We start from the raw sequence: 26,720 nt of genomic DNA on the forward strand, positions 1-26,720 counted from the left end.
ACGGTGCATGGCCCCCTTTTCGCGGCGGCCGACGTTTCCTATCTCGTTACGGAACAAGAAGGACGGGGTGCCCGATGGCCGATGAGGAAATGACTGGACGCCGCATCCAGGTCGCCAATGCGCGGCCCGAAGATGCGGGGCGCGGGCTTGCGCGGCTGCCCTTGACGGTGATGGCGGCATTGCAGCTAAGCGAAGGCGATGTGATCGAGATCGTCGGCAAGCGATCGACGCCCGCGCGCGTGGTGCGTCCCTATAAGGAAGATGAGGGGCTGGACGTGTTGCGCCTCGACGGGCTGCAGCGGGCCAATGCCGGTGCCGGGTCGGGCGATTTCGTGCATATCGAGAAGGTCGAGCCGCGCCCGGCGCAGCGTGTCGTGTTCGCGCCTGCACAAAATAATTTGCGGCTTCAGGGGCATCCCGAAGCGCTCAAGCGGGTCTTCTTCCAGCGGCCGTTGACCGCGGGCGATGTCGTCGCGACGGCGGGGCAGCAGCAGGTGCCGACCGGCGACATGCCGCCACAGTTGCGCCAGATGCTGGCCGCGCCCGCCTATGCCTTGCAGGAAATCCGTCTGGTGGTCGTATCGACCATGCCCAAGGGCGTGGTGCAGATCGACGCGGAAACCGAAGTCGAATTGCGCCCCGAATATGAGGAGCCGAAAGAAGCCCGGCGCGCGGACGTCACCTATGACGATGTCGGCGGCATGGCCGATACGATCGACCAGTTGCGCGAGATGGTCGAACTGCCGCTGCGTTACCCTGAGCTGTTCCAGCGGCTGGGCGTCGATCCGCCGCGTGGTGTGTTGCTGCATGGCCCGCCGGGAACGGGCAAGACCCGGCTCGCCCGTGCCGTCGCCAATGAATCGGAAGCCGAATTCTTCCTGATCAACGGACCGGAGATCATGGGGTCTGCCTATGGCGAATCCGAAAAGAAGCTGCGCGAGATATTCGAGGCGGCGGCCAAGGCAGCGCCGTCGATCCTGTTCATCGACGAGATTGATTCGATCGCGCCCAAACGCGGGCAGGTGACCGGCGAGACCGAAAAGCGGCTGGTCGCGCAATTGCTGACGCTGATGGACGGGTTGGAGCCGCGCACCAATCTGGTGGTGATCGCCGCGACCAACCGGCCCGAAGCGATCGACGAGGCGCTGCGTCGGCCGGGACGCTTCGACCGCGAAATCGTGGTCGGCGTGCCCGACGAGCGCGGGCGGCGCGAGATATTGGGCATTCACACGCGCGGTATGCCGCTGGGCGACCGGGTGGACCTATCCGAACTGGCGCGCACCACCTATGGCTTTGTCGGCGCGGACCTGGCGGCGCTGTGCCGCGAGGCGGCGATCGAGACGGTGCGCCGCTTCATGCCGCGCCTCAATCTGGAGGACGGGACGATCCCGGCCGACGTGCTGGAAGAATTGTGCGTCACGCGCGAGGATTTCATGTCGGCGATCAAGCGGGTCCAGCCATCCGCCATGCGCGAGGTGATGGTGCAGGCACCCAACATCGGCTGGTCCGACATTGGCGGGCTGGACGATGCGCAGATGCGGTTGAAGGAAGGGGTCGAGCTGCCGCTCAAAAATCCCGACGCCTTCCGCCGGATCGGCATCCGCCCGGCCAAGGGCTTCCTGCTCTACGGCCCGCCCGGCACCGGCAAGACGCTGTTGGCCAAGGCGGTGGCGCGTGAGGCGCAGGCGAATTTCATCGCCACCAAATCGAGCGACCTCTTGTCCAAATGGTATGGCGAGAGCGAGCAGCAGATCGCCCGACTGTTCGCCCGCGCGCGGCAGGTGGCCCCGACTGTCATATTTATCGACGAGCTGGACAGTCTGGTCCCCGCACGCGGCGGTGGCCTCGGCGAACCGGCGGTGACGGAGCGGGTGGTCAATACGATCCTTGCCGAGATGGACGGGCTGGAGGAATTGCAGTCGGTGGTGGTGATCGGCGCGACCAACCGGCCGACGCTGGTGGACCCGGCGTTGCTGCGGCCCGGCCGGTTCGACGAGCTGATCTACGTCCCCGTGCCGGACGAGGCCGGGCGCGCGCGCATCCTGTCGATCCACACCGGCAAGATGCCGCTGGCCGAGGATGTCGATCTCGCCTCGCTGGCGGCGCGGACGCAGCGCTTTACCGGCGCGGATCTGGAAGATCTGTCGCGGCGCGCGGGCCTGTTCGCGCTGCGCCAGTCAATGACGGTCGAGACGGTAACGATGGCGCATTTCGAGGCCGCCCTGCTGGAAACCCGCGCATCGGTGACGCCCGAAATGGAGCGGGAATATGAGCAGATCCAGGCGACGTTGAAGCAGAGCGCGATGCAGATCGACCCGATCGGCTTTGTGTCGCCAGGCATGTTGCGCGGGCGCGACCGGGCCTGATTGGGGTCTGATCCTGGCGGTGGCAGGCGGCGGATGGGAAACCAATCGCCGCCTGCGCGTTCCTGCCCGATGCGCGCAATGCGGCTTGCAAGGCTTGCCGATTTTTGCGACGCCCGACCGTAATGACAACAGGCGGATATTGATGGCCTCCATTCCCATGAAAAAGACTGAAAATCGCGGCCGCAGGAGCGCGTTCCTGAGCCAGTGGAGGCTGTTTTTCCGGCAGTTCGTCAAGCATCCCGGCATGATCGGGTCGATCATTCCTTCGTCCGCGACGCTGGTGAAGCGCATGCTCGACCCCGTCGATTGGCACAATACCCGCCTGTTCGTGGAATATGGGCCGGGGGTCGGTACTTTCACGCAAGCGATCCTCGATCGGATGCACCCCGATGCGACGCTGTTGGCGATCGACCTCAATGTCGATTTCGTCGCCTATCTCGAAGCGCAGATTGATGATCCGCGTTTGAAGGTCGTGCATGGATCGGCCGCCGATGTGCGGCGCTTCATCCGGGAGGCGGGCCATGTTCAGGCCGATTATATCCTGTCCGGCATCCCCTTTTCCACCCTGCCCGACGGCGTGGGCGAGGGCATTGCGGCGGAGACCAACGCGGCGCTGCGACCCGGCGGCGCGTTCCTCATCTATCAATATTCGGCCTTTGTGCGCCGCCTGATCGACCCCCTGTTCGGCGATGTGCGCGGCGAGATGGAATGGCGCAATATTCCGCCTTGCCGCCTGTTTTACGCGGTGAAGGCGGACCGGCTGGCCAAGGCCGCCTGAGGCCGGTCCTGTCGTCTTCGCAACTGCCTGCGTTCATGCTAAGCCGCCGCCGAGCTAAATGGCGAGAGTAGCGATGAACGACCTGACCCAGACCCCTGAAATGCTGATCGCGACGATGGGCGCGCGTGCGCGCCGCGCCGCCGCCACAATCGCGCAGGCGAGCGACGTGCAAAAGGCCGACGCGCTGCGCCGCGCGGCGCAGGCGTTGCGGGATCAGGCACCAGCGATCATCGCCGCCAATGCGCGCGACATGGACAATGCGGTCGCGAACGGCCTGTCGCCCGCTTTGCTCGACCGGCTGCGGCTGGACGCGGGCCGGGTAGAGGCCACAGCGGCGGGCGTGGAGCAGGTCGCGGGCCTGCCCAATCCGCTGGGCAGCGTGATCGACCAGAGCGTGCGCCCCAATGGGCTGGATCTGCGCCGGGTGCGGGTGCCGCTGGGCGTGATCGGCATCATCTATGAAAGCCGCCCGAATGTGACCGCCGATGCGGCAGCGCTCTGCCTGCGCGCGGGCAATGCGGTGATTCTGCGCGGCGGCAGCGAGGCGAAGGAGAGCAACCGCGCGATCCACGCCGCGATCGTCGAGGGGATCGTGGCCGCTGGCCTGCCCGCCGATGTCGTGCAACTCGTGCCCACCACTGATCGCGCGGCGGTCGGCGCGCTGCTCAAGGCGGCGGAGTTCGTCGACCTGATTGTGCCGCGCGGCGGCAAGAGCCTGGTCGCGCGGGTGCAGGACGAAGCGCGCGTGCCGGTGCTGGCCCATCTCGACGGCATCAACCACAGCTATGTCGATGGCGCGGCCGATCCGACGATGGCGCAGCAATTGGTGGTCAATGCCAAGATGCGCCGCACCGGCATTTGCGGCGCGACCGAAACGGTGCTGATCGACAGCGCCTATGCCTATGCCCCCGCGCTGGTCAGGGCGTTGCTCGATGCGCAATGCGAAGTGCGCGGCGACGAAGCGGTGCAGGCGATGGACGCGCGGGTGAAGCCCGCCGACGAGGCGGATTGGGACACCGAATATCTCGACGCGATCGTGTCGGTCCGGCTGGTCGATGGCGTGGGGGAAGCGATCGCCCATATCGCCGCCCATGCCAGCCACCATACCGACGCCATCATCACCGACGACCCCGCCACCGCCGAGCGCTTCCTGAATGCGGTGGATAGCGCCATCGTGATGTGGAACGCCTCCACCCAGTTCGCCGATGGCGGCGAATTCGGGCTGGGCGCGGAAATCGGCATTTCCACGGGGCGGCTGCACGCGCGCGGGCCGGTCGCGCTGGAGGGGCTGACGACGTATAAGTGGATCGTGCGGGGGACGGGGCAGGTTCGGCCGTGACCGCATAGAGGGCGACGCAAGGGCGGCATCTACACCTCTCCCGCCTTCGCGGGAGAGGCTACGAAGACTTGGCACCTTGCTGCCTAGTCGCAGTCGGTGAGGGTCTTTCTTGCCGACTTCCAAAAGTTCATCAGGCTGAAAAAACCGGAGGCTGTTCAATCGGGAGCGCCCGGATTGATGGGACGATCGGCGGCTAAGGTTAGCTTCCACGGGCCAAACATGCCCGCCTCGACCAGGCTGATATAGATGCTTTGCTGGCAAGCGCAGCCACTTGTGTTACAACGTATGCGATCAGCGAAAAGGAATGCGACATGGCTGCCAGCACGACGATGACGATCCGGGTCACGCCCGATCTTAAGGAAAAGCTCGGCCGCCTCGCCCACAATACCCGCCGCACCAAGTCCTACCTCGCCGCCGAAGCGGTCGAAGCCTATGTGACTCGCGAATTGCAGATCATCGAGGGTATAGAGCGGGGGCTTGCCGACGTGGAGGCGGGCCGGGTCACGCCGCATGACGCCGCGATGGACCGGATCGACGCCGCGATTGCCGCAGCCGCCAAAAATGCTGCATGAGGCATGTGCAATGGTCGGATGACGCGCTTGACGATCTGGAACGGCAAATCGTCCATATCGCCAGAGACAATCCGGCGGCAGCGCGGCGGGTCGCGAAGCGGATACGCGAGACGGGCGACGCCTTGGCCGACTATGCGACCGGCCACCCCGGCCGGGTCGGCGGCACCTACGAAAAATCCGTCCACCGGCTCCCCTATATCCTCGCCTACGCGCTAAGCCGCGACGACACGGTGCTGACGATCCTCCATGTCATCCACACATCGCGCAACTGGAGCCCCGATGATTGGCCCGAATGAGGGGAATTGCCTGATTTTTGTTGTAATGGCCGATTTCGGTCGGGCAGGTTTTCGGACGGGTCAGCGGTATAGCGGCCATTTGCTGGGGCAGCAGCGAAGCGACCAAAAATTTAATAGAAGTGTTATAAGATCGCAGCCATTCTATCGTCGGTGCGTCAGCTAATGACGGGATAATCGAAATATATGCAACTCGATCCAGCATTTATCGAGGCCGCCTGCTTCCTGGGTGTAGAGGAAGAAGGAAAGGGCATTACGCCCAAAGCGACCGCATTTTATGTCGTTGTTCCATTCGAACACGACCGGGCGCAGGGGCGCGGATATCTGGTTACGGCACGCCACAACATTGAGTTCGCGCAGGGGCGGCAACTTTACGTATCTATAAATAAGGGTGTGCTTGGAGGCGATCGGATTGCCGAATGGCTGCCTATACTTACCGAACGTTGGTTTACGGACGAAATAGAGAGTACCGATGTCGCGATTGCTGATTGGCGACCATCGGACGAACATGCGTTATCGTATAGGGGGATTCTCACGGACAATTTTGTCGATGGCCCGCCTGATGGGGTAGTCCCTTTCCCGATAGCGGAGGGATTAGAAACTGCGACAGTAGGTCTTTTCTCCTATCATGCAGGTGCAATGCGACACACCCCCATCGTCAGAATAGGAAACGTTGCAGCAAAGCCTGTCGATCCAATCTTCACGCGAAGAGGTCCTATCAGCGGCTATCTGATTGAAGCTCGTTCCGTAGGGGGATTGAGTGGGTCGCCCGTGTTTGTAGGAGAAAATATTTTTCAGGGGCGGAAACGGCAACCCCTTCTTGGACTGATACACGGCCATTACGACTGGAAGGAAGAATTTTCATCAGCCACCCCTAATACGATTCATACAGGAATAGCTGTAGTCACGGCTTCAAGCGCCATATTGCGTATTTTGAAAGCCCCAGATTGTGTCGCGACACGGCAATCTTACCCCTGCATATTTTAGTTAAATTCGAATTTTAATGCAATTGAACAGTCATGCATTATGCCTGCGCCTGCTTGTGGGTATTGCAATTGGCGTGCTTAGCGGCAAGTTCTGGCGCACAACTGCCCTCCAAAAAATCCCCTTTCCTACTCGCACATCCTCTGATCTATCCTTTCCGATGGACCAGCACCCCACCCCGCCGCCGCCAGCCATGGCCAGCCGCGCCCACTGGACGCCCGCCAAGCAGCGGCGCTTCCTCGTTGCCCTGCTCGAAACCGGCACGGTTGCCGCCGCCGCGCGCAGCGTCGGCATGTCGCCTACCAGCGCGCATCGCCTGCGTCGGCGGCTGGCGGGGACGATGTTCGACCAGAGCTGGGACTGGGCGCTGGCCCATTATGCGCAGAGCATGGCCGATCCCTTCGCGCCGGACCCGCCGCCGCCGGTTGCGCCATTGAGGTGATTATGTGGTTTGCGAACGAGACACCAAAATCCTCCCCTGGAAGGGGAGGGGGACCGTTCGCGAAGCGAATGGTGGAGGGGTGTCACCCTATCGAGACGGCAACACCCCTCCGTCAGGGCTTCGCCCTGCCACCTCCCCTGCCAGGGGAGGATGGGCGTTGTTCGACACGCCAGGACCGGGTTTGCAAACTGCATGATCGCTACCGGACGACAAGGCCCACGCCCGCCATCCCCCTGTCGCGTCATAGTGACCCAGGCGTGACTTCACCGTGACCCAACACGAACCTCACCGGGTCTTCACAGCGCCCTCACCTTTACGATTGGCCCCATTTTCCCGACGACGGTGTGAACTTCGGCCGATCCTCGACAGACGCGCCGCTGTCGCCCTCGCCGCACCCCTCTTGCGCTCCCCCGCCCCCATGGGCCATGGGGTGGGCGTGACCGCCAGCATCAGCATAGGAACCGACAGCCACGGCAAGCCCGTGCTGGTCGACGTGGAGGAATTGCTCGCCACCCGGCTGCTCGTTCAGGGCAATTCGGGGTCGGGCAAGTCGCATCTGCTGCGCCGCCTGCTGGAGGAAAGCGCGCCGATGGTGCAGCAGGTGGTGATCGACCCGGAGGGGGATTTCGTCACGCTGGCCGATCGCTATGGCCATGTGGTGATTGATGCTGGCGACTATAATGAGCGCGAGATCGTCACCATGGCGACGCGGATTCGCGAACATCGTGCCTCGGTGGTGCTGAGCCTGGAGGCGCTGGAGATCGACGCGCAGATGAAATGCGCGGCCTCCTTCCTCAACGCGCTGTTCGATGCGCCCCGCGACCATTGGTATCCCGCTCTGGTGGTGGTGGATGAGGCGCAGATGTTCGCCCCCGCTGCGGCTGGCGACGTGTCCGACGAAGCGCGCCGGGTGTCGCTGGCGGCGATGACCAACCTCATGTGCCGGGGGCGCAAGCGCGGGCTGGCGGGCGTCATCGCGACGCAGCGGCTGGCGAAGCTCGCCAAGAATGTCGCCGCCGAAGCCTCCAACTTCCTGATGGGCCGCACCTTCCTCGACATCGACATGGCGCGCGCCGCCGATCTGCTGGGCATGGAACGGCGGCAGGCGGAGCAGATCCGCGACCTGGAGCGCGGGCGCTTCCTGGCGCTGGGTCCGGCCATCTGCCGCCGCCCGGTGTCGGTGAAGATCGGCGCCGTCCACACCAGCACGCGCGGCGGCACGCACAAGCTGATGGCCCCGCCGGTGACCAGCGGCGAGGATTTTCAGGAATTGCTGTTCGCCCCCGAACCGCAGGATGCGGCCCCCATCGCCCCGCCGCGCGCCGATCCGCCGCCCCGCCCGGCCGAGGAGATCATCCGTGCGCTGGCCGATTCGCCCTCGGCCAAGCCCGCCGCGCCTGAACTGGATTTCGGCCAGAATGAGCCGGTGGTGATGGCGGTGCTGGAGGAAATCGTCGCTGATCTGGGCGATGCGGCCCCCAGCGTGTCGACTTTGTACCAGGATTTCGGCGTGCGCTGCCGGATGAAGGGGCTGCGCACCCCGCCGCTGGACCTGCCCGCCTTCCGCAAGCGCTTTGCCATGGCGCAGGCGGGGATGATGGACGCGGCCGATCCGCGCTGGGAACCGGCGATGCGCGCCGCCGACACGCTGCCCGAAGATATGCTCGCTCCCTTCCTGCTGATCGCGCGCGCCGCGATGCAGGGGCATCAATGCCCCGACGATGCCGCGCTGGCCCGCGCCTATGGGACCAGCTCGCCGGGCCGCGTCCGCCGCCTGATCGACTATATGGAAAAACTGGGCGTCATCGTCGCCCGCACAGATTTTTCGGGCAAACGCTCGATCGGCGTGCCGGGACTTGGCCTGTCGACGGCGGTGGCGGAGGGCTGAGCGGCGGCTTGCTCCCCTTTCGGGAGCGGCCTATAGCGCGGCCCATGACCGCCGAACCCTTCGCCAGACAGCTTGCCGCTTTGGACGCGCGCGGGCGGTTGCGTCGCCTGATGCCCCGGTCGGGCCATGATTTCGCGTCGAACGATTATCTCGGCCTCGCCGCCGATCCGATCATCGCCGGGGCGGTGGCGGATGCGATTGCAAGGGGCGTGCCGGTGGGGTCGGGCGGATCGCGGCTGCTGCGCGGCAATGCACCCGAACATGAAGGGCTGGAGGCCAAGGCGGCAGATTTCTTCCGGACCCAGGCATCGCTGTTCGTCGCCAATGGCTATGTCGGCAATCTCGCTCTGTTCGGCACCCTGCCGCAGCGCGGCGACCTGATCGTCGCGGACGAACTCATCCACGCGAGCGCGCATGATGGCATCCGCATGAGCAAGGCCGCCGCCGTCTTCGCCCGCCATAATGATGTGCAGAGCTTTGCCGACCTAATCACTGCCTTCCGCGCCGAAGGGGGCAAGGGGCGCATCTGGATCGCGGTCGAAACACTCTATTCGATGGACGGCGACCTCGCCCCGCTTACCGATCTCGCCAAGCTGGCGGCCAAACATCATGGCATGCTGCTGCTCGACGAAGCCCATGGCACCGGCGTTTTCGGGCCGGGAGGACGCGGGCTTTCGGCGGGGCTGGACGGGCTGCACAATGTCCTTACGCTCCACACCTGCGGCAAGGCGATGGGGGTGGAAGGCGCGCTGATCTGCGGACCGCGCCTGCATATCGACTATCTCATCAACCGCGCCCGCGCCTTCATCTTCTCCACCGCGCCCTCGCCGCTGATGGCGGTCGCGGTATCCGCCGCGCTCGACCGGATCGAGGAAGCGAGCGACCTGCGTGACCGATTGAAGACGTTGCGGCAGGATGCGGCCGAAGCGATCTGCGCGCCGCTCGGCCTGCCCACGCCGCGCAGCCAGATCGTGCCGGTCATCCTGGGCACGGACGCGCGCACCATGGCAGCGGCGGCGGCCTTGCAGGATGCCGGGTTCGACGTGCGCGGCATCCGCCCGCCAACCGTGCCGCCGGGCACCAGCCGCCTGCGCATATCGCTGACGCTCAATGTCGGGCGCGCCGACATCGCCGCGCTTGGCCGCGAATTGCAGAGGATTATGAGATGAGCGTCCTCGTCGTCACCGGCACCGATACGGGCATCGGCAAGACGGTCTTTGCCGCTGGCCTCGCTGCCGCGTTGGGCGCGCATTATTGGAAGCCGATCCAGGCCGGGGTCGAACCCGATGGCGACAAGGAAGAGGTCGCCCGCCTGTCCGGCCTGCCCGCCGCGCAGATCCTGCCCGAAGCCTATCGGCTGGCGACGCCCGCCTCGCCGCATCTGGCCGCGCGGATCGACGGGGTAACGATCGCGTTGGACCGGCTGGCGCTGCCGCAGGTCGATGGGCCGCTGGTGGTCGAGGGCGCGGGCGGCGTGCTGGTGCCGATCAGCGAGACGCTGTCGATGGCCGACCTGTTCGCCCATTGGGGGCAGCCCGTCATCCTGTGCGCGCGCACCGCGCTCGGTACGATCAACCATAGCCTGCTTAGTATCGAGGCGCTGCGGTCGCGCGGCGTGCCGATCGCAGGCATCGCCTTCATCGGGGAGGCGCATGCGGAGAATGAGCGGATCATCCCGCTGCTGGCGGGTGTGCGCAGCCTCGGCCGCCTGCCGCTGCTCGATCCGCTGAGCCCGGCCACGCTGGCGCAAGCGTTCGCGGCGCATATACGGCTTTCCGATCCTTTCAACGGCTGATAATATTCGACCAACGACATGGACAGGCTTGTTGGACAGGCGTTCAAGTCCCCGTCATGCCGGGCGCGTCCGATGCGCCCACTTCAAGCAAGGGATGCTTTGATGAAACACCTCCTTCTGGGCGCTGCCGCCTCCGCACTGGCGCTGACCTCTGGTATCGCCCACGCGCAACAGCCCGCCGCGCCCGCGACCACCGCCTCGGCCCCAACCAAGCCAACTTATGGCAGCTATGGTTTCGACGCGGCGGGCATGGACCTGTCGGTCAAGCCCGGCGATGATTTCTACGACCATGCCAATGGCACCTGGGCGAAAAACACGCCGATCCCCGCCGACAAGTCCAATTATGGCGCGTTCAACACGCTCGACGAATTGTCGCGCACCCGCACCCGCGCGATCCTGGACGCGGCGAAGGATGATCCGGCGAGCAAGATCGGCGCGGCCTATGCCAGCTATCTCGACACCGCTGCCGTCGAAGCCAAGGGGCTGGCCCCGATCAAGCCCTGGATGGCCGAGATCAAGGGCGTGAAGGACAAGGCCGGTTACGCGACGCTCGCCGCCAAGGCCGCCCGCGCTGGCATTAGCGGGCCGTTCCGCTTCTATGTCGGGCAGGACGATAAAGACCCCGAAACCTATATCCTGTCGATGAGCCAGGGTGGGCTGGGCCTGCCCGATCGCGACTATTATCTGGATGAAAAGCCGGAAATGGCCAAGATCCGCGCCGCCTATGTCGCGCATCTGGAATCGATGCTGACGCTGGCGGGCGAAACCGACGCCAAGGCCCGCGCCGCCGCGCTGATGGCGTTCGAGACGGAGGTGGCCAAGGTCCACTGGACCCAGATCGACAGCCGCGACGCGGACAAAACCTATAACAAGCTGACGCTGGCCGCCCTGCAAAAGGCCGCGCCGGGCTTCGACTTCGCCGCCTATTTCAAGGCGAATGGCCTGACGCCGACCGACCTGCTGGTTGCCCAACCCTCGGCTATCACCGGCGAGGCGACGCTGATCGCCAAGACGCCGATTGCCGTGTTGAAGGACGCGCTATTGCTGCGCAGCCTGCATGCTTATGCCGACAAGCTGCCCGACAGCATCGCCAATGCCGACTTCGCCTTTTACGGCACAACCCTGTCGGGCACGCCAGAGCGCGAGGCACGGTGGAAGCGGGGCGTCGATTTCCTCAAGGATTCGCTCGGCGAAGAAGTCGGCAAAGTTTATGTCGCGCAATATTTCCCGCCCGAAACCAAGGCGGCAATGGATGTGCTGGTCAAGAATGTGATCGCCGCCATGGGCCGCCGCATCGACGGCCTGCCGTGGATGAGCGACACGGCCAAGGCGCGCGCGCACAAGAAGCTGGCCGCCTTCACCCCCAAGATCGGCTATCCCGACAAGTGGCGCGACTATGATGGCCTTGCCATCCAGCGCGACGACCTGCTGGGCAATGCGATGCGCGCCAGCCAGTTTGATTTCGACTATAATATCGGCAAGCTGGGCAAGCCCATCTATCGCTGGGAATGGGGCATGACCCCGATGGAGATCAACGCCTATGCCAATTTCGGCATGGTCGAGATCGTGTTCCCTGCGGCGATCCTGCAACCACCCTTCTTTGATCCCAACGCGGACCCGGCGGTCAATTATGGCGGCATCGGCGCGGTGATCGGCCATGAACTGAGCCATCATTTCGACGATCAGGGTGCGAAATATGACGAAACCGGCAAGCTCAACCAATGGTGGACTGATGCCGATGTCGCCAATTTCAAGGCGCTGACCGACAAGCTGGTCACCCAATATGACGCCTATGAGCCTTTCCCCGGCGCGCATGTGAAGGGGGCGTTCACGCTCGGTGAAAATATCGGCGATCTCGGCGGGCTGGCCGTGGCGCTCGACGCCTATCATGCGTCGCTGGACGGCAAACCCGCGCCGGTGATCGACGGAATGACCGGCGACCAGCGCTTCTTCCTCGGCTGGGCGCAGGTATGGCGGCGCAATTATCGCGAGGCTAATCTGCGCCAGCGACTGGTGACCGATCCGCACGCGCCATCACAATATCGCGCTGACATCGTGCGCAATTTCGATAGCTGGTATGAGGCGTTCAAGCCTGCGCCGGGCGGCAAGCTCTATCTGGAGCCCAAGGAGCGCGTCAAAATCTGGTGATGACGAGCGTGCGCCGACTCCATTTCGGAGTCGGCGCACGCTTGTTGCTGTATCGCAATGATATACGTGGCGGACGGCCCGTTGCCCAAAAAGGACGAGCCGTGGGGAACCTGTCCATCGTCCCCCTTATGCCACGACTCGCCGGAACGGGGCTTCTCATTGCCCGCCATTCTTCACAGCTTATCCGGGTAATCATGTTCAAGGAGATGCATTTTGAAGAGCCTCACCCTTTCGCACGCCCTCAAGGCTGGCATTGCCTCGGCCGCTCTTTTCGCCGTTGCCCCGCTCGCCGCCCAGATGACGGATCCAGCCCCGGCCGCGCCCGCTTCCCCTTCGGCACCCGCCGCCGACGCCAGCAGCTTCAGCGATAGTGACATCCAGCAGTTCGCTGCCGCAGCCACCGAAGTGACGAAGATTCAGGCGGACGCATCGATCCCGGCCGACGAGAAGCAGCCCAAGATGCTCGCCGCGTTGCAGGCGTCCGGCCTGCCGCCTGAAAAGTTCAACCAGATCGGCCAGGCGGCCGCCACCGACCCTGCGCTTCAGCAGCGCATTCAGGCCGCCGCGCCGGCTGCCCCCGCGCAGCCGCAGCCCTGATAAAAGAGTGATGGGCCGGTCCTCGACCGGCCCATTTCTTGTGCCTTCCCCGGTAGTTCCCCGACCGGTTAAAAATATCAGGGGGTGACGGCGGCCGCGCTGTCTGTCTATCGTGCCCGCCATGCAGCAACTGGCCCTTTCCATCGCGCTGATCGGCATATTGGGGATCGGCGCGCAATGGATCGCTTGGCGCACGGGCTGGCCTGCCATTGCGCTCATGCTGGCGGCGGGCGTCATCGGCGGCCCCGTTCTCCACATCATCAATCCCGAACATGTGTTCGGCGAACTGCTCGAACCCATGGTGTCGATCGCGGTCGCGCTGATCCTGTTCGAAGGTGGCCTCAGCCTCAACTTCCGCGAGTTGCGCAAGACCGATGGCGCGGTGATCCGCCTCGTCCTGCTCGGTGCGCCGATCGGCTGGGTGTTGGGCGCGATCGCCTGCTATTATGTCGCCGGGTTGGTCTGGCCGGTCGCGATCCTGTTCGCCGGGATATTGGTGGTCACGGGTCCGACCGTCGTCCTCCCGCTGCTGCGCCAGTCGAATGTCGCCGCACGGCCGCGCGCCATCCTGAAATGGGAAGCGATCGTCAACGATCCGGTCGGAGTGCTGTTTGGCGTTGTGACCTATGAATATCTGCGCCGGGCGGGGGAGGGCGGCACGCTGGCGTCGGTCATTCTTTCGCTGCTGGGCGCGGCGGTCATAGCGGGCCTGATCGGCTGGCTTGCCGCCCGTGCGATCGGCTGGGCCTTTCCAAGGGGCCATGTGCCCGAATATCTCAAGGCACCGATATTGCTGGTCGCGGTGATCGGCGTCTTTGTCGGATCGAACATGATCCAGCAGGAAACCGGATTGCTGGCGGTCACCGTCATGGGTGTGGCACTCGCCAATATGCGTTTCGATTCGCTGCGCGACATTCAGCCGTTCAAGGAAAATGTCACCGTCCTGCTGATATCCGGCGTGTTCATCATCCTGTCCGCCTCGCTCAATCTGGAAGTGCTGCGCCAGTTCGAGTGGCGCTTTATCGGGTTCCTGCTGGCGCTACTGTTCCTGGTGCGGCCCGCGACGGTATTGTTCAGCCTGGCCTTTTCGCCTGTGCCCTGGAATGAACGGTTGCTGATCGCGTGGATCGCGCCGCGCGGCATCGTCGCGGTGGCGATTTCCGGCCTGTTCGCGCTGCGGCTCGATCGGCTCGGCTATGGCGACGGGTCGATCCTCGTCACCCTGTCCTTCTCCGTCGTCATCGCGACGATCGTCTTCCATGGTTTTTCGATCAAGGCGGTAGCCCGGTGGCTCAAGGTGACCGGTGCGTCGGAACAGGGGCTGCTGATCGTCGGTGCGACCCCATTTACGCTGGGACTTGCCGATCAGTTGCGCCAGCTCGACATACCCGTGACGATCGCCGACAATAGCTGGCAGCGGCTTGCTCCGGCCCGGCAGAAGGGCATTCCCACCTATCATGGCGAAATCCTGTCGGAAGCCACCGAGGAGCGGCTGGACCTGACCCAGTTTCAGGTGCTGGCCGCCGCGACCGGCAATGAGGCCTATAATGCGCTCGTCTGCAACGAATTCGCGCCGGAGATCGGGCGCGATAATGTCTATCAGCTGGGCGACGCCAGTGATGACGAAGATCCGCGCACCTTGCCCGAATCGCTGCGCGGCCGGACGCTCTTCACGTCGGGCCATGGCGTGGAGGAGATCGTGGAGCGCGAGGAGCAAGGCTGGACTTTCCGAAAGACGAAGATCAGCGAGCAGTTCGATTATGAAGCCGCCCGCGCCGCCTTGCCGCCGGAAGGGGACATGCTGTTGCTGCTCCGCCGGACCGGAGCGCTGCGTTTCTTCTCCCATGCTTCGCGCCCCACGCCCCAGCCCGGCGACACCATCCTGTCCTATGTGCCGCCCGCCCCGATCCGATCGAAAGGAAAGGAAGAATGACCAAATTGGCCCCAACCGCGCTGCTCCTGTGCGCGAGCCTGGCTGCGTGCCAGCCGCCAGGCGGGCAGGAGGCTGCCAATAGCGCGATCGCCGACAATGGGCTGGCGAATAATGGCGAGGACAATATGGTCGAGCCGCGACGCTCCATCCTGCGTCCCGAAGTCGTGCCGACAGTGGAAGAACCCAAAATCGAGCCGGAAGAGGCGCTGATCGGGTTCGGTGCCCTGTCGCTCCAGCTGGACGATGCGGCGAAGGCGGCGCTCGACGCGCTCGTGACGACCCCGGCGATGCAGGCGGGGGGCAGGGTTGCGTTGCGCGGGCACAGCGATTCGCGGGGCACTGACGGCGACAACCGCGTCGCCTCCCGCCGCCGCGCCGAGCGGGTACGCGATTATCTGGTCGAAAAGGGCGTGGCGGCTGAGCGCATCACGCTGGTTGCGCTGGGGGAAACCCGGCCGATCGCGCCCAATGCCAAGGAGGATGGCAGCGACGATCCCGAAGGCCGGGCGAAGAATCGCCGGGTCGAGGTGCGCGTCACGCCGCCGCCAGTCGTCATCCCGCCCCCCGTGCCGGTCGGCGCGCCGGACGCGGAGAAGCCATAGCCTTGCAAGCGGCTCTCGCCTAAAGGCAAGCCATGACCTCTCCTGTCTGGCACCCCTTCACCCAGCATGGCCTGAACGAGCCGATCCCCCACGTCGTGCGCGCCGAGGGTGCGCTGTTGCATCTGGCCGATGGCGGTACGTTGATCGACGCGATTTCGAGCTGGTGGGTGACAACCCATGGCCATTGCCACCCGCGTATCGCCGCCGCCATTGCGGCGCAGGCGGGGCAACTCGATCAACTCATCTTCGCGGGCTACACCCATGCACCGGCCGAAGACGTGGCGCGCGGCCTGATCGACCTCGCCCCGCACGCGCCCGATCAGCCTAGCCTTGCCCATGTCTTCTATTCCGACAGCGGTTCCACCGCCGTCGAAGTTGCGCTGAAAATGGCGCTTGGCTATTGGCATAACCGGGCGCTGGACGGACTGGGCGACGCGCGCAGCCGCATATTGGTGCTGGACCATAGCTATCATGGCGATACGATCGGCACGATGTCGATCGGCGAGCGGGGCGTCTATAATGCCGCCTGGACGCCGTTGCTGTTCGATGTCGGGACCATTCCCTTTCCTGCACCGGGCCAGGAGCAGGCCTGTCTCGACGCGCTTGACGCCGCATGCCGGGAAAAGCCCGCCGCCTTCGTCGTCGAGCCGCTGATCCTGGGGGCGGGCGGGATGCTGGTCTACCCGCCTGCGATCCTTCGCGAAATGGCCGCGATCTGCCGCCGCCACGACGTGCTGTTCATCGCCGATGAAGTGATGACCGGCTGGGGCCGCACCGGCACGTTGTTCGCCTGCGAACAGGCAGGGGTCGTGCCCGACATCATGGCCGCGGCGAAGGGCATTACCGGCGGCGCGATCCCGCTGGCGGTGACGCTGGCGACCGCGCCGATTTTCGAGGCGCATCGCTCGACCGACCGGGCACGGCTCTTCTACCATTCGTCCAGCTATACCGCGAACGCCATCGCCTGCGCGGCGGCGGCGGCCAATCTCGCCATCTGGCGCGAGGAGGATGTGCTGGGCCGCATCGCCATGCTGGCCAATGGCATCGCGACCCGGTTGGCAGACCTGGCGCAGCATTCCGCCTTCGCCAATCCACGGAAACTGGGCACGATCGCCGCGATCGACCTGATCGCGCCGGATGCGGGCTATCTGTCGGACCTCGCGCCCCGGCTGCGCGCCTTCTTCCTGGAGCGGGGCATATTGCTGCGGCCCTTGGGCAACAGCATCTACCTCATGCCGCCCTATTGCCTGGATGAAACCCAGCTCGATCACATCTTCGCAGCGCTCATCGCGGCAGGGGATCGGTTCGGCGTGAAAGCGTGACTTCCATTTTGCGGAGTTTAGCGCTATGGCGACGCGATTTTGCGAATTTGGGATATTATGGCGAAAGAAGAACTGCTTGAAATGCGCGGACAGGTTGTGGAGCTTCTCCCCAACGCCATGTTCCGTGTCCGGCTTGAAAATGACCACGAAATTCTCGGCCACACCGCCGGCAAGATGCGCAAGAATCGCATCCGCGTGCTGGTGGGTGACGAAGTGCTTGTCGAGCTGACCCCTTACGACCTGACCAAGGGTCGGATCACGTACCGTTTCAAATAAGTCGTATCTGATGCGACTCATATTGGCTTCGGCATCCCCCCGGCGGCTCGCGCTGCTGGGGCAAATCGGCGTTGTCCCTGACGCGGTCGATCCCGCCGACTTGGACGAAACGCCTCACAAGGCCGAACTGCCCGCGCTCTATGCCGCGCGCATTGCTGCTGAAAAGGCGGTGGTGGTGGCGGCGCGCCATGACGGGGCGCTGGTCCTGTCTGGCGATACGGTGGTGGCCGCCGGGCGGCGCATCTTGCCCAAGGCGGAAAGCGAAGCGGAGGCGCGCGCCTGCCTGACATTCTTGTCGGGCCGTCGCCATCGCGTGCTGAGCGCCATCACGCTGATCGACGGCGCGGGCGTGGCGCGCCATCGGCTTTCTACCAATATCGTGACGTTCAAGCGGCTGGAGGCAGCGGAGATCGACCGCTATATCGCCAGCGACGAATGGCGCGGCAAGGCGGGCGGCTATGCCATCCAGGGCAAGGCCGCCGGGCTGATCCGGGCGATCCAGGGCAGTCATAGCGCGATCATGGGCCTGCCACTCTACGAAACCCGCACGCTGCTCAAGGCAGCGGGCCATCCCCTCGATTAGGAACCGACATGGCCGAGTGGCTTTATGAAGAAGGCATTGGCGAGGCCCGTGCCGCGCTGATCGAAAAGGGTCAGTTGGTCGAGGCGCTGATCGAGCGCGAGGGCGATGCCGCGCGCGCAGGCGCAGTGATGCAGGGCAAGCTCATCACTACGGTCATTCCCAAGAAGCGGGGCATCGTCCGCCTGATCAGCGGCGAGGAAGTGCTGATCGAACCGATCCCGCCGCGATTGGCGGAGGGCGCGAACCTGCTCGTCGAAATCCTGCGCGAGGCAATCCCCGAAGAAGGCCGCCCTAAGCGCGCCAAGGGGCGCAGCACCCAGCCGGGCATGAAAGCGCAGGCTGGCCCCAGCCTGCTCCAGCGTATCCGCGCTACCGGCGTCCCTGTCGTTCCATGCCCCGCGCATGAGGAAGACCGGCTGGAAGCCCATGGCTGGAGCGAGCTGATGGAGGAAGCGATCAGCGGCGAAGTCGGCACCGAGGCCGCTGCTTTGCGCCTCTATCTGACGCCCGCGATGCTGTTGATCGACATTGACGGGTCGCTGCCGCCCGCGCAGCTAGGGCCAAAGGGCGCAAAGCTCGCGGCGCAAACGGTGCGGCGTATGGGCCTGAGCGGATCGATCGGCATCGACCTGCCGACAATGAACAACAAGGACGAACGGATCATCGCCGCCGCCCAGATCGACAAATATCTGCCGCTCCCGTTCGAGCGCACGGCGGTCAACGGTTTCGGTTTCGTCCAGATCATCCGCCGCCGCGAACGCGCCAACCTGATGGAGCTGTTGCGCGAAGATCCGGTGGCTACCGTTGCGCTGGCACTCTTGCGGCGCGCCGAACGGCATGGCCAGGGCGGTCCCGCGACGCTGGTCGCCGCGCCTGCCATCATCGACTATTTGCACAAGCGGCCCAACTGGATCGAACAGCTTGCCAAGCGTCGCGGCGGCGCGATCAGCATGCAGGCCGATGCCACCCTCGCGATCGCGGGTGGCCATGTCGCCTAAAGCCGCCGCTTGTCCGGTCTGCAAAAAGCCCGCCAGCGCGGAAACGCGCCCCTTTTGCAGCGCCGCCTGTCGCGACCGCGATCTGCTGCAATGGCTGGGCGAAGGCTATCGCGTCGCCGGGCCACTTGCCGAGGATGACACGCAAAAAATCGGCGATTATGGGCTAGACAGCGAACGGGATTGACGCCTATAGGCACCCCTCCATCGAGCGGAACCTTCCGCGGTTGGCTGTGCCTGGATAGCTCAGTTGGTAGAGCAAGCGATTGAAAATCGCTGTGTCGGCGGTTCGAATCCGTCTCCGGGCACCATTTTTACGCTCCCCGTTAAAATACATGATCAGATAATTGGATGCTCACGCGCGTCGGCCATGTTTCTGACATGAACGTTCGATGCTGCGAGCTCTATGCGTTTGTTAACGGGTTGCTCCTATGCGTGGCGAGGGAGAGCTTGGTGCGCATATATGGTATTTGCTCGGTTCAGACGGATTGCTGAAAAATCGCAGGTGGCGTTGCACGAGCAGTATAAGGCGCTGACGGGGCAGGTTCCCCTGATGTATGCCTTGATGTTCATCAACGTCTTTTGCCTGGGCATGGTGACCTATGGCGATGTGTCGATCTGGCTGAGCCTCGGCGTTCCGGCCACCCTATCCGTCATTATCTTCATCCGGGGTCTCCTGTGGATGGCGCGCAAAAAGACCGTGCCCTCCCCAAGCAAGATGCGGCGGCATCTTGCCGGCACCATCGTCATGTCGGCGGTCCTGAGTGCCGCGTTCGGTGCCTGGGGGCTATTCCTACTCAATGAAGTGGCGACCGACCGGATCACATCGGTTGCGCTCTATGTGTTCGTTGGCTCGATCAGCTGCTGCTATTGTTTACAATCCTTGCCCGTCGCCGGACGATTTGTGCTGATGTTCGGTGCGGCGCCGGTCACCTTGTGCCTGCTGACATCGTCCGACGTCTATCTGATCGGGATCGGCGTCACCTTCCTCATCATTGCGGCGGTGATCATGCGGACGCTTGCCACCAGCCAATCGGCGTTTAGCAAGCTTTTGATCTCGCGGTCCGAGATGAGCGCGCTGGTCACCGCGCTTCGGCAGAGCGAAGATCATTACCGCTATTCGGTCGACCTCAATCCGCAAATGCCGTGGATTAGCGATCCCGTCGGCGCGATCCTCGAACTCAGTCCCAAATGGGAGGCGGTGACCGGCATGCCCACGACGGATGCACTGGGTAGTGGGTGGACGGCCGCTGTCCATCCCGCCGATCTTCCTCCGGTTCTCGACCTGTGGCACCGAACGACGAGCGCGCCCGATGCCTCGGCGGTGGATGTGCGCTATCGCCTGCGCGACCGCGGTGGCGTGTATCGCTGGCATCGCGCCCGCGCGCAGCCGCGTCGGGCTGAAGACGGCACCATCCTGAAGTGGTATGGGACGCTTGAGGATATCGACGATCAGGTCAAAGCGGAAAACGCGCTGAGAGAGAGCGAAGAGCGGTATCGGCTGGCGTCGCGGGCAACCAACGACATCATCTGGGACTGTTCGCTCGAACAGGATCGAATCGATTGGAGCGAGGCTGCTTTCGATGTTCTGGGTTATGCCGAAACCCGCACGGGCACGTCCCGGTCATGGTGGGTCGATCATATCCATGCTGACGATCAGAAGCGCGTGGTCGATAACCTTGCCAGCCTGGACGACGCGCATTTCAACCAATGGGTCGAACAATTCAGATTTCGCGCGGCCGATGGCCGCTATCTCAATCTCGTCGCGCGGGGCTATGTCGTGCGCAACAAGGATGGCAAGCCGATCCGTCTGCTGGGGTCGCTGCATGATGTCACTGCGCAGTTGCAATATGAGGCCAAGCTCAAATGGTCGGCGTCGCATGATGCCCTGACCGGGTTGCCCAATCGCGCGATGTTCGCCGAGCGCCTGGACCAAGCGTTAGAGGAGGCGCGCCGACAGGGGCAGTGCGTCGGCCTGATCGTGCTGGATGTCGACCGGTTCAAGACCATCAACGATACGCTTGGCCATCATGCGGGCGATGCGGTGCTGCATGACGTGGCGGCCAAACTGAGCAAGCGTTTGCCGATCGGCGCGACATTGGCGCGTCTGGGTGGGGACGAGTTCGCGATCATCCTGCCGGGACTGACCCCGGAACAGGCGCGACAGGAAACCGTCGACACCATCATGGGCAGCCTGACGGGCTCCCTGCTGCATGATGGACGCCATATCGATGTCAGCCTGAGCGCGGGTGGCGCGCTGGCATTTCGGGACGGGTTGGACGCCGAAGAACTGCATAAATGCGCGGACCTGGCCCTCTATGCCGCCAAGAGCGAGGGACCAGGTCAGATACGGGGCTTCACGCCTGCCATGCGCGAAGCGGTAGACATGGAAAAGGCGATGTTGACCAAGGCGCGGGCGGCCCTGACCAACAACCATATCATCCCCTTTTACCAGCCGAAGGTGAACCTGCGTACCGGGGCGCTGGAGGGTTTCGAAGCCTTGCTGCGCATTCACGACCAGCAGCAGGGGCTTCAGCCGCCCGGCGCAATCCGTGCCGCGTTCGAGGACGCCGATCTGGCGGTCCGGCTGACCGATCGGATGCTTGATTGCATCATGGCAGATATGGTCGCCTGGCGCGACCAGGGCCTTGCCTTTGGCCGGATCGCGTTCAACGGCGCACCGGGCGATTTTCGCCGGGGTGATTTCGTCGATCGCATCCTGGGGCGGATGCACAAGCTGGGACTGCCCGCCAGCCTGCTGGAACTGGAAGTCACAGAAACCGTGTTCGTGGGGCAATTGTCCGATCGGGTCCATAATTGCCTGGAGACGTTGGCCGAGGCGGGCGTGACGATCGCCTTGGATGATTTCGGGACGGGCTATGCGTCGCTGACGCACCTGCAGCAATTTCCGGTTCACACGATCAAGATCGACCGGTCGTTCGTGTCGCGCCTCAATGCCGCGGAAACAGGTGATGCCGCCATTGTCGGGGCGGTCATCGACCTTGCGAAAAATCTGGGCATAACCACGGTCGCCGAAGGCATAGAGACGGCCGCCCAAGCGGCGCATCTGATGGTCAAGGGGTGCGATGTCGGTCAGGGCTTCCTGTTCGGGCGCCCCATGGCACGATCGCAAATCGCCCCTATCCTGGCGCAGTGGGATGCGCCTGGGATGATCGGTTTGTGCGCCGGGTCTGATTGGGCGGATATGCTGCGGTCCAGCATGGGGATGCACGATAGCGGGCCGCTCTCCCTCTCGGAATCGGGACGCTGATCCGGCTCGATCAGGCTTTGGTGCCGATGCCGCGTTCCACCAGCGCGTTGGCAATGGCGGCGACCTCCTCGGCCGGGCGGCTGTCGTCCCATACACCAAAGCGCAGGCCCAGAAACACGTTCATGCCCATGATTGCCCAGGCATGGACCTCCTCGACGTCAGCACGCACGTCGCCACGGGCCGCCGCCTTGGTCAGGCGAGCGGTCATGCGGGATGCGGTATTTTCATAATGGGCGCGGTAGGCGGCTTGATCGACGAACTCGGCCTCGTCGATGATGCGGTAAATTTCCTTATGTTCGCGCGCGAACTCCAGGAAGCTGAGTAGGCCAATCCGTTCCGCCTCGATACCATTGCGAGCGTCAGCAATACGCGGCCCGACGTAATCGCGCACCTGGCCCGACATGTCGGCGACGAGCGCGCGGAAGATATCATCCTTGCTGTCGAAATAGGTGTAGAAACTGCCCAGCGCACAGCCCGCGCGGCGGGTGATGCCGCTGATCGAGCCGTCGTGAAAGCCCTTTTCGCCAAATTCGGCCGCCGCGGCTGCCAGCAATGCGCGGCGAGTCCGCTCACCCCTGGCGGTGCGCGGCGTCTTGTCGTCCTTGGCGGCGGCATCCTCGGCCATGTCCACTCCTCCCAAAATCTGTGTTCTTTTTGCCGCACTGAACCGGCCTTGTCTCCGCCTCTCTATTTGAAGTTGAAAGATGGTTCAACTTTCATTATCGAATCGAGCAACGCAAAAGTGATCCGGCAGACCGGACACCGCATTTTCAGGAGAGGACCGACCATGAAGGCCCATTTCAGCATCCGCGCTCTTGCTCTCGCCTCTGTTGCGTGGAGCGGCGTATTAGCCATCCCCGCCGTCGCTCAGGACGCTGCCGCGCCTGCGGTCGAAGAAGAGGCGGCTATCGTCGTCACCGCCCGTCGCCGCGAGGAAACGCTGGTCAGCGTGCCGATTGCGGTCAGCGCCTTTTCGGGCGAAGCGTTGGAACGGGGCGGGGCGATCGACATTACCGACCTTGCCAACATGACTCCCAACACCACGCTGGAAGCCTCGCGCGGCACCAATTCGACATTGACCGCTTTCATTCGCGGCGTGGGTCAGCAAGACCCGGTTTCGGGCTTTGAACAGGGCGTCGGCATCTATCTCGACGATGTCTATCTCAACCGGCCGCAGGGCGCGATCCTCGACATTTACGATGTCGAGCGGATCGAAGTGCTGCGCGGGCCGCAAGGCACGCTCTATGGGCGCAACACCATCGGCGGTGCGGTCAAATATGTGACCAAGATGTTGCCGCAGGAATTTTCGCTCAAGCTCAAGGGCACTTATGGCAGCTATGACCAGGCCGATGGCATCATCAGCGTGTCGGCACCGTTGAGCGACATGATCCGCGTCGGTGGGGCCTTTGCCCGGCTGTCGCGCGGCGGCTTTGGCGACAATCTCACCACCGGCGATGAAAATTACAACAAGGATATCTGGGCGGGCCGCGCCACCTTTGAAATGGGTGGTTATGGCCAGCCCGTGCTGATGCGGATCACCGGCGATTATACCAAGGATAACAGTAGCGCGCGCGGTGGCCATCGGTTGATCCCCGGCCAATTGTCCGGTGCCCCAGTGCTGGGCAATGTGTTCGACACGCGCGGCGGCTTGGTCGATCCCAAGCAATATGTGAAGTCCTACGGGCTTTCCATGAACATCACGGCGGAACTGAGCGACGCGGTCACGCTGCGGTCGATCAGCGCCTGGCGCAAGGATGACAGCGCCTCGCCCATTGATTTCGATGCGTTGCCAGCAGTCGACGTGGATGTGCCGGCCTTTTACTTCAACGAGCAGTTGAGCCAGGAATTTCAGCTCCTCTATGACAAGGGGCCGCTGCACGGCATGATCGGCTTCTACTATCTCGATGCCAAGGCCGACACCGCGTTCGACGTGCGCCTGTTCACGACGGTTGCGGGGCTGACCGCCTATACGCAGGCCGATGTGGACACCGAAACCTATGCCATATTCGGCGACTTTACCTTCGACATCACGGAAAAGCTCAGCCTGTCGGCCGGTGGCCGCTACACCTGGGACAAGCGCCGGGCCGACATATTGCGGCAAAATTATCTGGGTGGCGGATCGCCATTGTTCGGCGGTGCTGGCGTGGCGTTCGGCGCGCCCAGCACCAATTTCAATGGCGAGCGCGAATATAAGAAATTCACCCCGCGCGTTTCCATCAGCTACAAGCCGACGCCGGATCATAACATCTACGCCAGCTTCTCGCAGGGCTTCAAGGGCGGCGGTTTTGATCCGCGTGGCGTCGGCACCAATGCGCCAGACCTTAATGGCGACGGCATCCGGCAGGATGACGAAATCGCGTCTTTCCTGAGCTTCGCACCCGAACAGGTCGACAGTTATGAAGTCGGCTATAAGGGCAATTTCCTCGACGGCGCGCTCTATGTTGCGGTCGCGGGCTTCTATGCCGACTACAAGGACGTGCAGATTCCGGGGTCCGTCGCCTGCACCGTCAGCGTCGGTGGCGTCGCTACGCCCTCCTTCTGCGGCGTGGTGTCCAACGCGGGCAAGGCGCGGTTCAAGGGGCTGGAGTTTGAAAGCACCGCGCGGCTGGGCCGCGACCTGATGACGCCGGGCGACCGGCTCAACCTGTCGACCGCGATCGGCTATATCGACGCGGAATATCGCGAATATATCACCAACATCGGTGGCGTGCCGACCGACGTCGCGGCCAATCGCGAAGTGCAGAATACGCCCAAATGGACCGCCAGCGGCACGATGAGCTATTCGACCCCAGTCGGCGCGGGCAGCCTCTATCTGGCGAGCAGCGTGTCGTGGCGCAGTAAGACCTATCAGTTTGAAATCCCCAACCCCTATATCGACCAGAAGGGCTATGCCCTGTGGGACGCCAGCATTGTCTATACCGCGCCAGACGATCGCTGGACGCTGGGCCTGCATGGCAAGAATCTGATGGACAAGGAATATAAGACGTCGGGTTATACCTTCGTCGGTGCCAATGCGGTGACGGGGGCCATCATCAACAATGCCGCCGGTTTCCCGACCCCGACGCTCGGCCGCGAGGGCACGCTGACCGCCTTTTACGGCAATCCCCGGCAGGTGTTCTTGACGGGGACGGTGAAGTTCTGATCTCCATCCCATCTCCGTTCGGTTCGCGCCTGTCGAGAACCCTTGCGCAACGGTTCTCGACAAGCTCGAACTGAACGGAGATGGGTGACGCCATATGACCGACCGATCCGCCACCCCCGCTTCCCCTGCCTATCGCGGCGTCGTGCTGGCGATGCTGCTGCTGGTCTATACGTTCAACTTCCTCGACCGGCAGATCCTGGGCATCCTTGCCGGGCCGATCAAGGCGGAACTGGGGCTGAGCGATACGCAATTGGGGGCGCTGGGCGGTATTGCCTTTGCGCTCCTCTATTCGACGCTGGCGATCCCGCTGGCGCTGCTGGCCGATCGCACCAGCCGGACTTGGGTCATCACCGTCAGCCTTGCTGTCTGGAGCGGATTTACCGCGCTGTGCGGTCTGGCGGGCAATTTCATGCAGTTATTCCTGTGCCGCATCGGCGTGGGCGTGGGCGAAGCGGGCGGGGTCGCGCCCTCCTATGCGGTGATCTCCGACTATTTCCCGGCGCATCAGCGGGCGCGGGCGCTGTCCATCTATTCGCTCGGCATCCCACTAGGATCGGCGGGTGGTGTGCTGCTCGGCGGCTATATCGCTCAGACAGTGGAGTGGCGCACCGCCTTCATCGTCGTCGGCTTGCTCGGCCTTTTGATCGCGCCTGTCTTTCGCCTGGTCGTGCGCGAACCCGTGCGGCCAGTGCAGGCCAGCGACGCTGCTCCGGTTTCGGCGGTGTTCGGCATCCTCGCGGCCAAGCGCAGCTTCTGGTTCCTGGCGGTGGGTGCGGCATGCAGTTCGATGTGCGGCTATGGCGTCGCCTTCTGGCTGCCCAGCCTGCTGATGCGCAGCTTCGGTCTCGACCTGATGGGGGCCGGGCAGTTTCTGGGCGGGCTGCTGCTGATCGGCGGCGTGGCGGGCGTGTTGCTGGGTGGCTGGCTGGGTGACGCGATGGGTGGCAAGGACAAGGCCTATTATGCCTGGGTGCCCGCGATCAGCTATGTGGTGGGGATGCCGCTGTTCGTGGTCGGGGTGCTGTCCGACAGCGTCGGCTTTGCCTTTGCCCTGTTCCTCGTGCCGCAGGCGCTGGTCTATGTCTGGCTCGGTCCGGTGCTGACCGCCGTGCAGCATCTGGTCCCCGCGCATATGCGCGCCAGCGCGGCGGCGAGTTTCCTGCTGATCAACAATCTGGTGGGGCTGGGGCTTGGCAGCTGGTTTGTCGGTGCTTTGTCCGACGCGCTGACCCCGGCTTATGGTATCGAAGCGCTGCGCTACGCCATCGTCGCGGCGCTTGGCTTCTATCTGCTCGCCGGGCTGTTCATGGCATTGGGCGGCCGGGCGCTGCGCAAGGATTGGGTAGCGGCCTGACCAAGTGGGGGGCTTACCTGCCGTCCTTTTCCCCCTATAG

23 protein-coding genes and 1 tRNA gene are annotated in these 26,720 nt (G+C 63.8%); 23 read left to right on the plus strand and 1 reads right to left on the minus strand.

What is annotated here, in order from left to right:
* Positions 1-74 precede the first annotated feature (74 nt).
* The 21 genes from J2W40_RS09695 to J2W40_RS09795 all read left to right on the plus strand — a co-directional run bounded on the left by J2W40_RS09695 (position 75) and on the right by J2W40_RS09795 (position 22,184).
* Complete coding sequence (locus J2W40_RS09695; protein ID WP_310224048.1) at positions 75-2,366, plus strand: CDC48 family AAA ATPase; 2,292 nt, start codon at positions 75-77, stop codon at positions 2,364-2,366.
* Positions 2,367-2,508: 142 nt separating this feature from the next.
* On the plus strand, positions 2,509-3,144 hold the full coding sequence (locus J2W40_RS09700; protein ID WP_310224050.1) for a class I SAM-dependent methyltransferase: 636 nt from the start codon (positions 2,509-2,511) through the stop codon (positions 3,142-3,144).
* A gap of 73 nt (positions 3,145-3,217) precedes the next feature.
* A complete protein-coding gene (locus tag J2W40_RS09705) occupies positions 3,218-4,483 on the plus strand; it encodes a glutamate-5-semialdehyde dehydrogenase (RefSeq protein ID WP_310224053.1) in 1,266 nt (421 codons plus the stop codon).
* A gap of 311 nt (positions 4,484-4,794) precedes the next feature.
* Entirely contained in the window at positions 4,795-5,055 is a 261-nt protein-coding gene (locus tag J2W40_RS09710) for a CopG family ribbon-helix-helix protein (RefSeq protein ID WP_310224055.1), read from the plus strand.
* Positions 5,052-5,351, plus strand: a complete 300-nt coding sequence (locus tag J2W40_RS09715) for a type II toxin-antitoxin system RelE/ParE family toxin (RefSeq protein ID WP_310224057.1) — start codon at positions 5,052-5,054, stop codon at positions 5,349-5,351. The genes J2W40_RS09710 and J2W40_RS09715 overlap by 4 nt, the downstream gene beginning before the upstream one ends.
* A gap of 183 nt (positions 5,352-5,534) precedes the next feature.
* Positions 5,535-6,335 carry a hypothetical protein gene (locus J2W40_RS09720; protein WP_310224059.1) on the plus strand — a complete coding sequence of 267 codons (801 nt, stop codon included), beginning with the start codon at positions 5,535-5,537 and terminating at the stop codon, positions 6,333-6,335.
* A 157-nt stretch (positions 6,336-6,492) separates the two neighbouring features.
* Complete coding sequence (locus tag J2W40_RS09725; protein ID WP_310224061.1) at positions 6,493-6,774, plus strand: terminase small subunit; 282 nt, start codon at positions 6,493-6,495, stop codon at positions 6,772-6,774.
* A gap of 436 nt (positions 6,775-7,210) precedes the next feature.
* The gene (locus tag J2W40_RS09730; protein ID WP_310224063.1) at positions 7,211-8,662 is read left to right on the plus strand and encodes a helicase HerA domain-containing protein; all 1,452 of its coding nucleotides are present in this window, start codon (positions 7,211-7,213) and stop codon (positions 8,660-8,662) included.
* A gap of 44 nt (positions 8,663-8,706) precedes the next feature.
* The gene (locus J2W40_RS09735) at positions 8,707-9,831 is read left to right on the plus strand and encodes an 8-amino-7-oxononanoate synthase (RefSeq protein ID WP_310224066.1); all 1,125 of its coding nucleotides are present in this window, start codon (positions 8,707-8,709) and stop codon (positions 9,829-9,831) included.
* Entirely contained in the window at positions 9,828-10,457 is a 630-nt protein-coding gene (gene bioD / locus J2W40_RS09740) for a dethiobiotin synthase (protein WP_310224068.1), read from the plus strand. Before J2W40_RS09735 ends, bioD begins: the two co-directional genes overlap by 4 nt.
* Before the next feature lie 102 nt (positions 10,458-10,559).
* Entirely contained in the window at positions 10,560-12,605 is a 2,046-nt protein-coding gene (locus J2W40_RS09745) for a M13 family metallopeptidase (protein WP_310224070.1), read from the plus strand.
* A gap of 213 nt (positions 12,606-12,818) precedes the next feature.
* Positions 12,819-13,202, plus strand: coding sequence for a DUF4168 domain-containing protein (locus tag J2W40_RS09750; protein WP_310224072.1), 384 nt, complete (start codon positions 12,819-12,821; stop codon positions 13,200-13,202).
* A 121-nt stretch (positions 13,203-13,323) separates the two neighbouring features.
* Positions 13,324-15,135 (plus strand): cation:proton antiporter, encoded by a 1,812-nt coding sequence (locus tag J2W40_RS09755; protein WP_310224074.1) that lies wholly within the window; start codon positions 13,324-13,326, stop codon positions 15,133-15,135.
* Positions 15,132-15,737, plus strand: a complete 606-nt coding sequence (locus J2W40_RS09760; RefSeq protein ID WP_310224076.1) for an OmpA family protein — start codon at positions 15,132-15,134, stop codon at positions 15,735-15,737. The genes J2W40_RS09755 and J2W40_RS09760 overlap by 4 nt, the downstream gene beginning before the upstream one ends.
* 32 nt (positions 15,738-15,769) lie before the next feature.
* Positions 15,770-17,059 (plus strand): adenosylmethionine--8-amino-7-oxononanoate transaminase, encoded by a 1,290-nt coding sequence (locus J2W40_RS09765; RefSeq protein WP_310224078.1) that lies wholly within the window; start codon positions 15,770-15,772, stop codon positions 17,057-17,059.
* A 57-nt stretch (positions 17,060-17,116) separates the two neighbouring features.
* Complete coding sequence (gene infA / locus J2W40_RS09770) at positions 17,117-17,335, plus strand: translation initiation factor IF-1 (protein WP_003049127.1); 219 nt, start codon at positions 17,117-17,119, stop codon at positions 17,333-17,335.
* Between the two features lie 10 nt (positions 17,336-17,345).
* Entirely contained in the window at positions 17,346-17,918 is a 573-nt protein-coding gene (locus J2W40_RS09775; protein WP_310224164.1) for a Maf family protein, read from the plus strand.
* A gap of 8 nt (positions 17,919-17,926) precedes the next feature.
* Entirely contained in the window at positions 17,927-18,916 is a 990-nt protein-coding gene (locus tag J2W40_RS09780) for a ribonuclease (protein ID WP_310224166.1), read from the plus strand.
* Positions 18,906-19,100: a DNA gyrase inhibitor YacG gene (locus J2W40_RS09785; protein ID WP_310224168.1), complete on the plus strand. Its 195-nt coding sequence runs from the start codon at positions 18,906-18,908 to the stop codon at positions 19,098-19,100. Before J2W40_RS09780 ends, J2W40_RS09785 begins: the two co-directional genes overlap by 11 nt.
* 48 nt (positions 19,101-19,148) lie before the next feature.
* A tRNA-Phe gene (locus J2W40_RS09790) sits at positions 19,149-19,224 on the plus strand.
* Between the two features lie 152 nt (positions 19,225-19,376).
* Positions 19,377-22,184, plus strand: a complete 2,808-nt coding sequence (locus tag J2W40_RS09795; protein ID WP_310224170.1) for a putative bifunctional diguanylate cyclase/phosphodiesterase — start codon at positions 19,377-19,379, stop codon at positions 22,182-22,184.
* Between the two features lie 10 nt (positions 22,185-22,194).
* On the opposite strand, the gene J2W40_RS09800 is transcribed toward J2W40_RS09795, so the two are convergent.
* Positions 22,195-22,809 (minus strand): TetR/AcrR family transcriptional regulator, encoded by a 615-nt coding sequence (locus tag J2W40_RS09800; RefSeq protein ID WP_310224172.1) that lies wholly within the window; start codon positions 22,807-22,809, stop codon positions 22,195-22,197.
* 162 nt (positions 22,810-22,971) lie between these two features.
* Here J2W40_RS09800 and J2W40_RS09805 point away from each other — a divergent pair, with 162 nt between their 5' ends.
* Together J2W40_RS09805 and J2W40_RS09810 are read left to right on the plus strand one after the other, a co-directional pair.
* On the plus strand, positions 22,972-25,326 hold the full coding sequence (locus J2W40_RS09805) for a TonB-dependent receptor (RefSeq protein WP_310224175.1): 2,355 nt from the start codon (positions 22,972-22,974) through the stop codon (positions 25,324-25,326).
* Between the two features lie 94 nt (positions 25,327-25,420).
* Positions 25,421-26,680 (plus strand): spinster family MFS transporter, encoded by a 1,260-nt coding sequence (locus J2W40_RS09810; protein WP_310224177.1) that lies wholly within the window; start codon positions 25,421-25,423, stop codon positions 26,678-26,680.
* The last annotated feature ends 40 nt before the right edge of the window (positions 26,681-26,720 follow it).

It is taken from the genome of Sphingobium xenophagum (assembly GCF_031457465.1).
In the GTDB taxonomy this organism is placed as follows: domain Bacteria; phylum Pseudomonadota; class Alphaproteobacteria; order Sphingomonadales; family Sphingomonadaceae; genus Sphingobium; species Sphingobium xenophagum_A.

Bases quoted from the DNA above. Each gene is read 5' to 3' on its own strand.
- J2W40_RS09805 (WP_310224175.1), top strand. From the start codon at position 22,972: ATGAAGGCCCATTTCAGCATCCGCGCTCTTGCTCTCGCCTCTGTTGCG.
- infA (WP_003049127.1), top strand. From the start codon at position 17,117: ATGGCGAAAGAAGAACTGCTTGAAATGCGCGGACAGGTTGTGGAGCTT.
- J2W40_RS09765 (WP_310224078.1), top strand. From the start codon at position 15,770: ATGACCTCTCCTGTCTGGCACCCCTTCACCCAGCATGGCCTGAACGAG.
- J2W40_RS09780 (WP_310224166.1), top strand. From the start codon at position 17,927: ATGGCCGAGTGGCTTTATGAAGAAGGCATTGGCGAGGCCCGTGCCGCG.
- J2W40_RS09755 (WP_310224074.1), top strand. From the start codon at position 13,324: ATGCAGCAACTGGCCCTTTCCATCGCGCTGATCGGCATATTGGGGATC.
- J2W40_RS09735 (WP_310224066.1), top strand. From the start codon at position 8,707: ATGACCGCCGAACCCTTCGCCAGACAGCTTGCCGCTTTGGACGCGCGC.
- J2W40_RS09745 (WP_310224070.1), top strand. From the start codon at position 10,560: ATGAAACACCTCCTTCTGGGCGCTGCCGCCTCCGCACTGGCGCTGACC.
- J2W40_RS09725 (WP_310224061.1), top strand. From the start codon at position 6,493: ATGGACCAGCACCCCACCCCGCCGCCGCCAGCCATGGCCAGCCGCGCC.
- J2W40_RS09695 (WP_310224048.1), top strand. From the start codon at position 75: ATGGCCGATGAGGAAATGACTGGACGCCGCATCCAGGTCGCCAATGCG.
- J2W40_RS09760 (WP_310224076.1), top strand. From the start codon at position 15,132: ATGACCAAATTGGCCCCAACCGCGCTGCTCCTGTGCGCGAGCCTGGCT.
- J2W40_RS09710 (WP_310224055.1), top strand. From the start codon at position 4,795: ATGGCTGCCAGCACGACGATGACGATCCGGGTCACGCCCGATCTTAAG.
- J2W40_RS09785 (WP_310224168.1), top strand. From the start codon at position 18,906: ATGTCGCCTAAAGCCGCCGCTTGTCCGGTCTGCAAAAAGCCCGCCAGC.
- J2W40_RS09700 (WP_310224050.1), top strand. From the start codon at position 2,509: ATGGCCTCCATTCCCATGAAAAAGACTGAAAATCGCGGCCGCAGGAGC.
- J2W40_RS09775 (WP_310224164.1), top strand. From the start codon at position 17,346: ATGCGACTCATATTGGCTTCGGCATCCCCCCGGCGGCTCGCGCTGCTG.
- J2W40_RS09715 (WP_310224057.1), top strand. From the start codon at position 5,052: ATGAGGCATGTGCAATGGTCGGATGACGCGCTTGACGATCTGGAACGG.
- J2W40_RS09800 (WP_310224172.1), bottom strand. From the start codon at position 22,809: ATGGCCGAGGATGCCGCCGCCAAGGACGACAAGACGCCGCGCACCGCC.
- J2W40_RS09705 (WP_310224053.1), top strand. From the start codon at position 3,218: ATGAACGACCTGACCCAGACCCCTGAAATGCTGATCGCGACGATGGGC.
- bioD (WP_310224068.1), top strand. From the start codon at position 9,828: ATGAGCGTCCTCGTCGTCACCGGCACCGATACGGGCATCGGCAAGACG.
- J2W40_RS09810 (WP_310224177.1), top strand. From the start codon at position 25,421: ATGACCGACCGATCCGCCACCCCCGCTTCCCCTGCCTATCGCGGCGTC.
- J2W40_RS09720 (WP_310224059.1), top strand. From the start codon at position 5,535: ATGCAACTCGATCCAGCATTTATCGAGGCCGCCTGCTTCCTGGGTGTA.
- J2W40_RS09795 (WP_310224170.1), top strand. From the start codon at position 19,377: ATGGTATTTGCTCGGTTCAGACGGATTGCTGAAAAATCGCAGGTGGCG.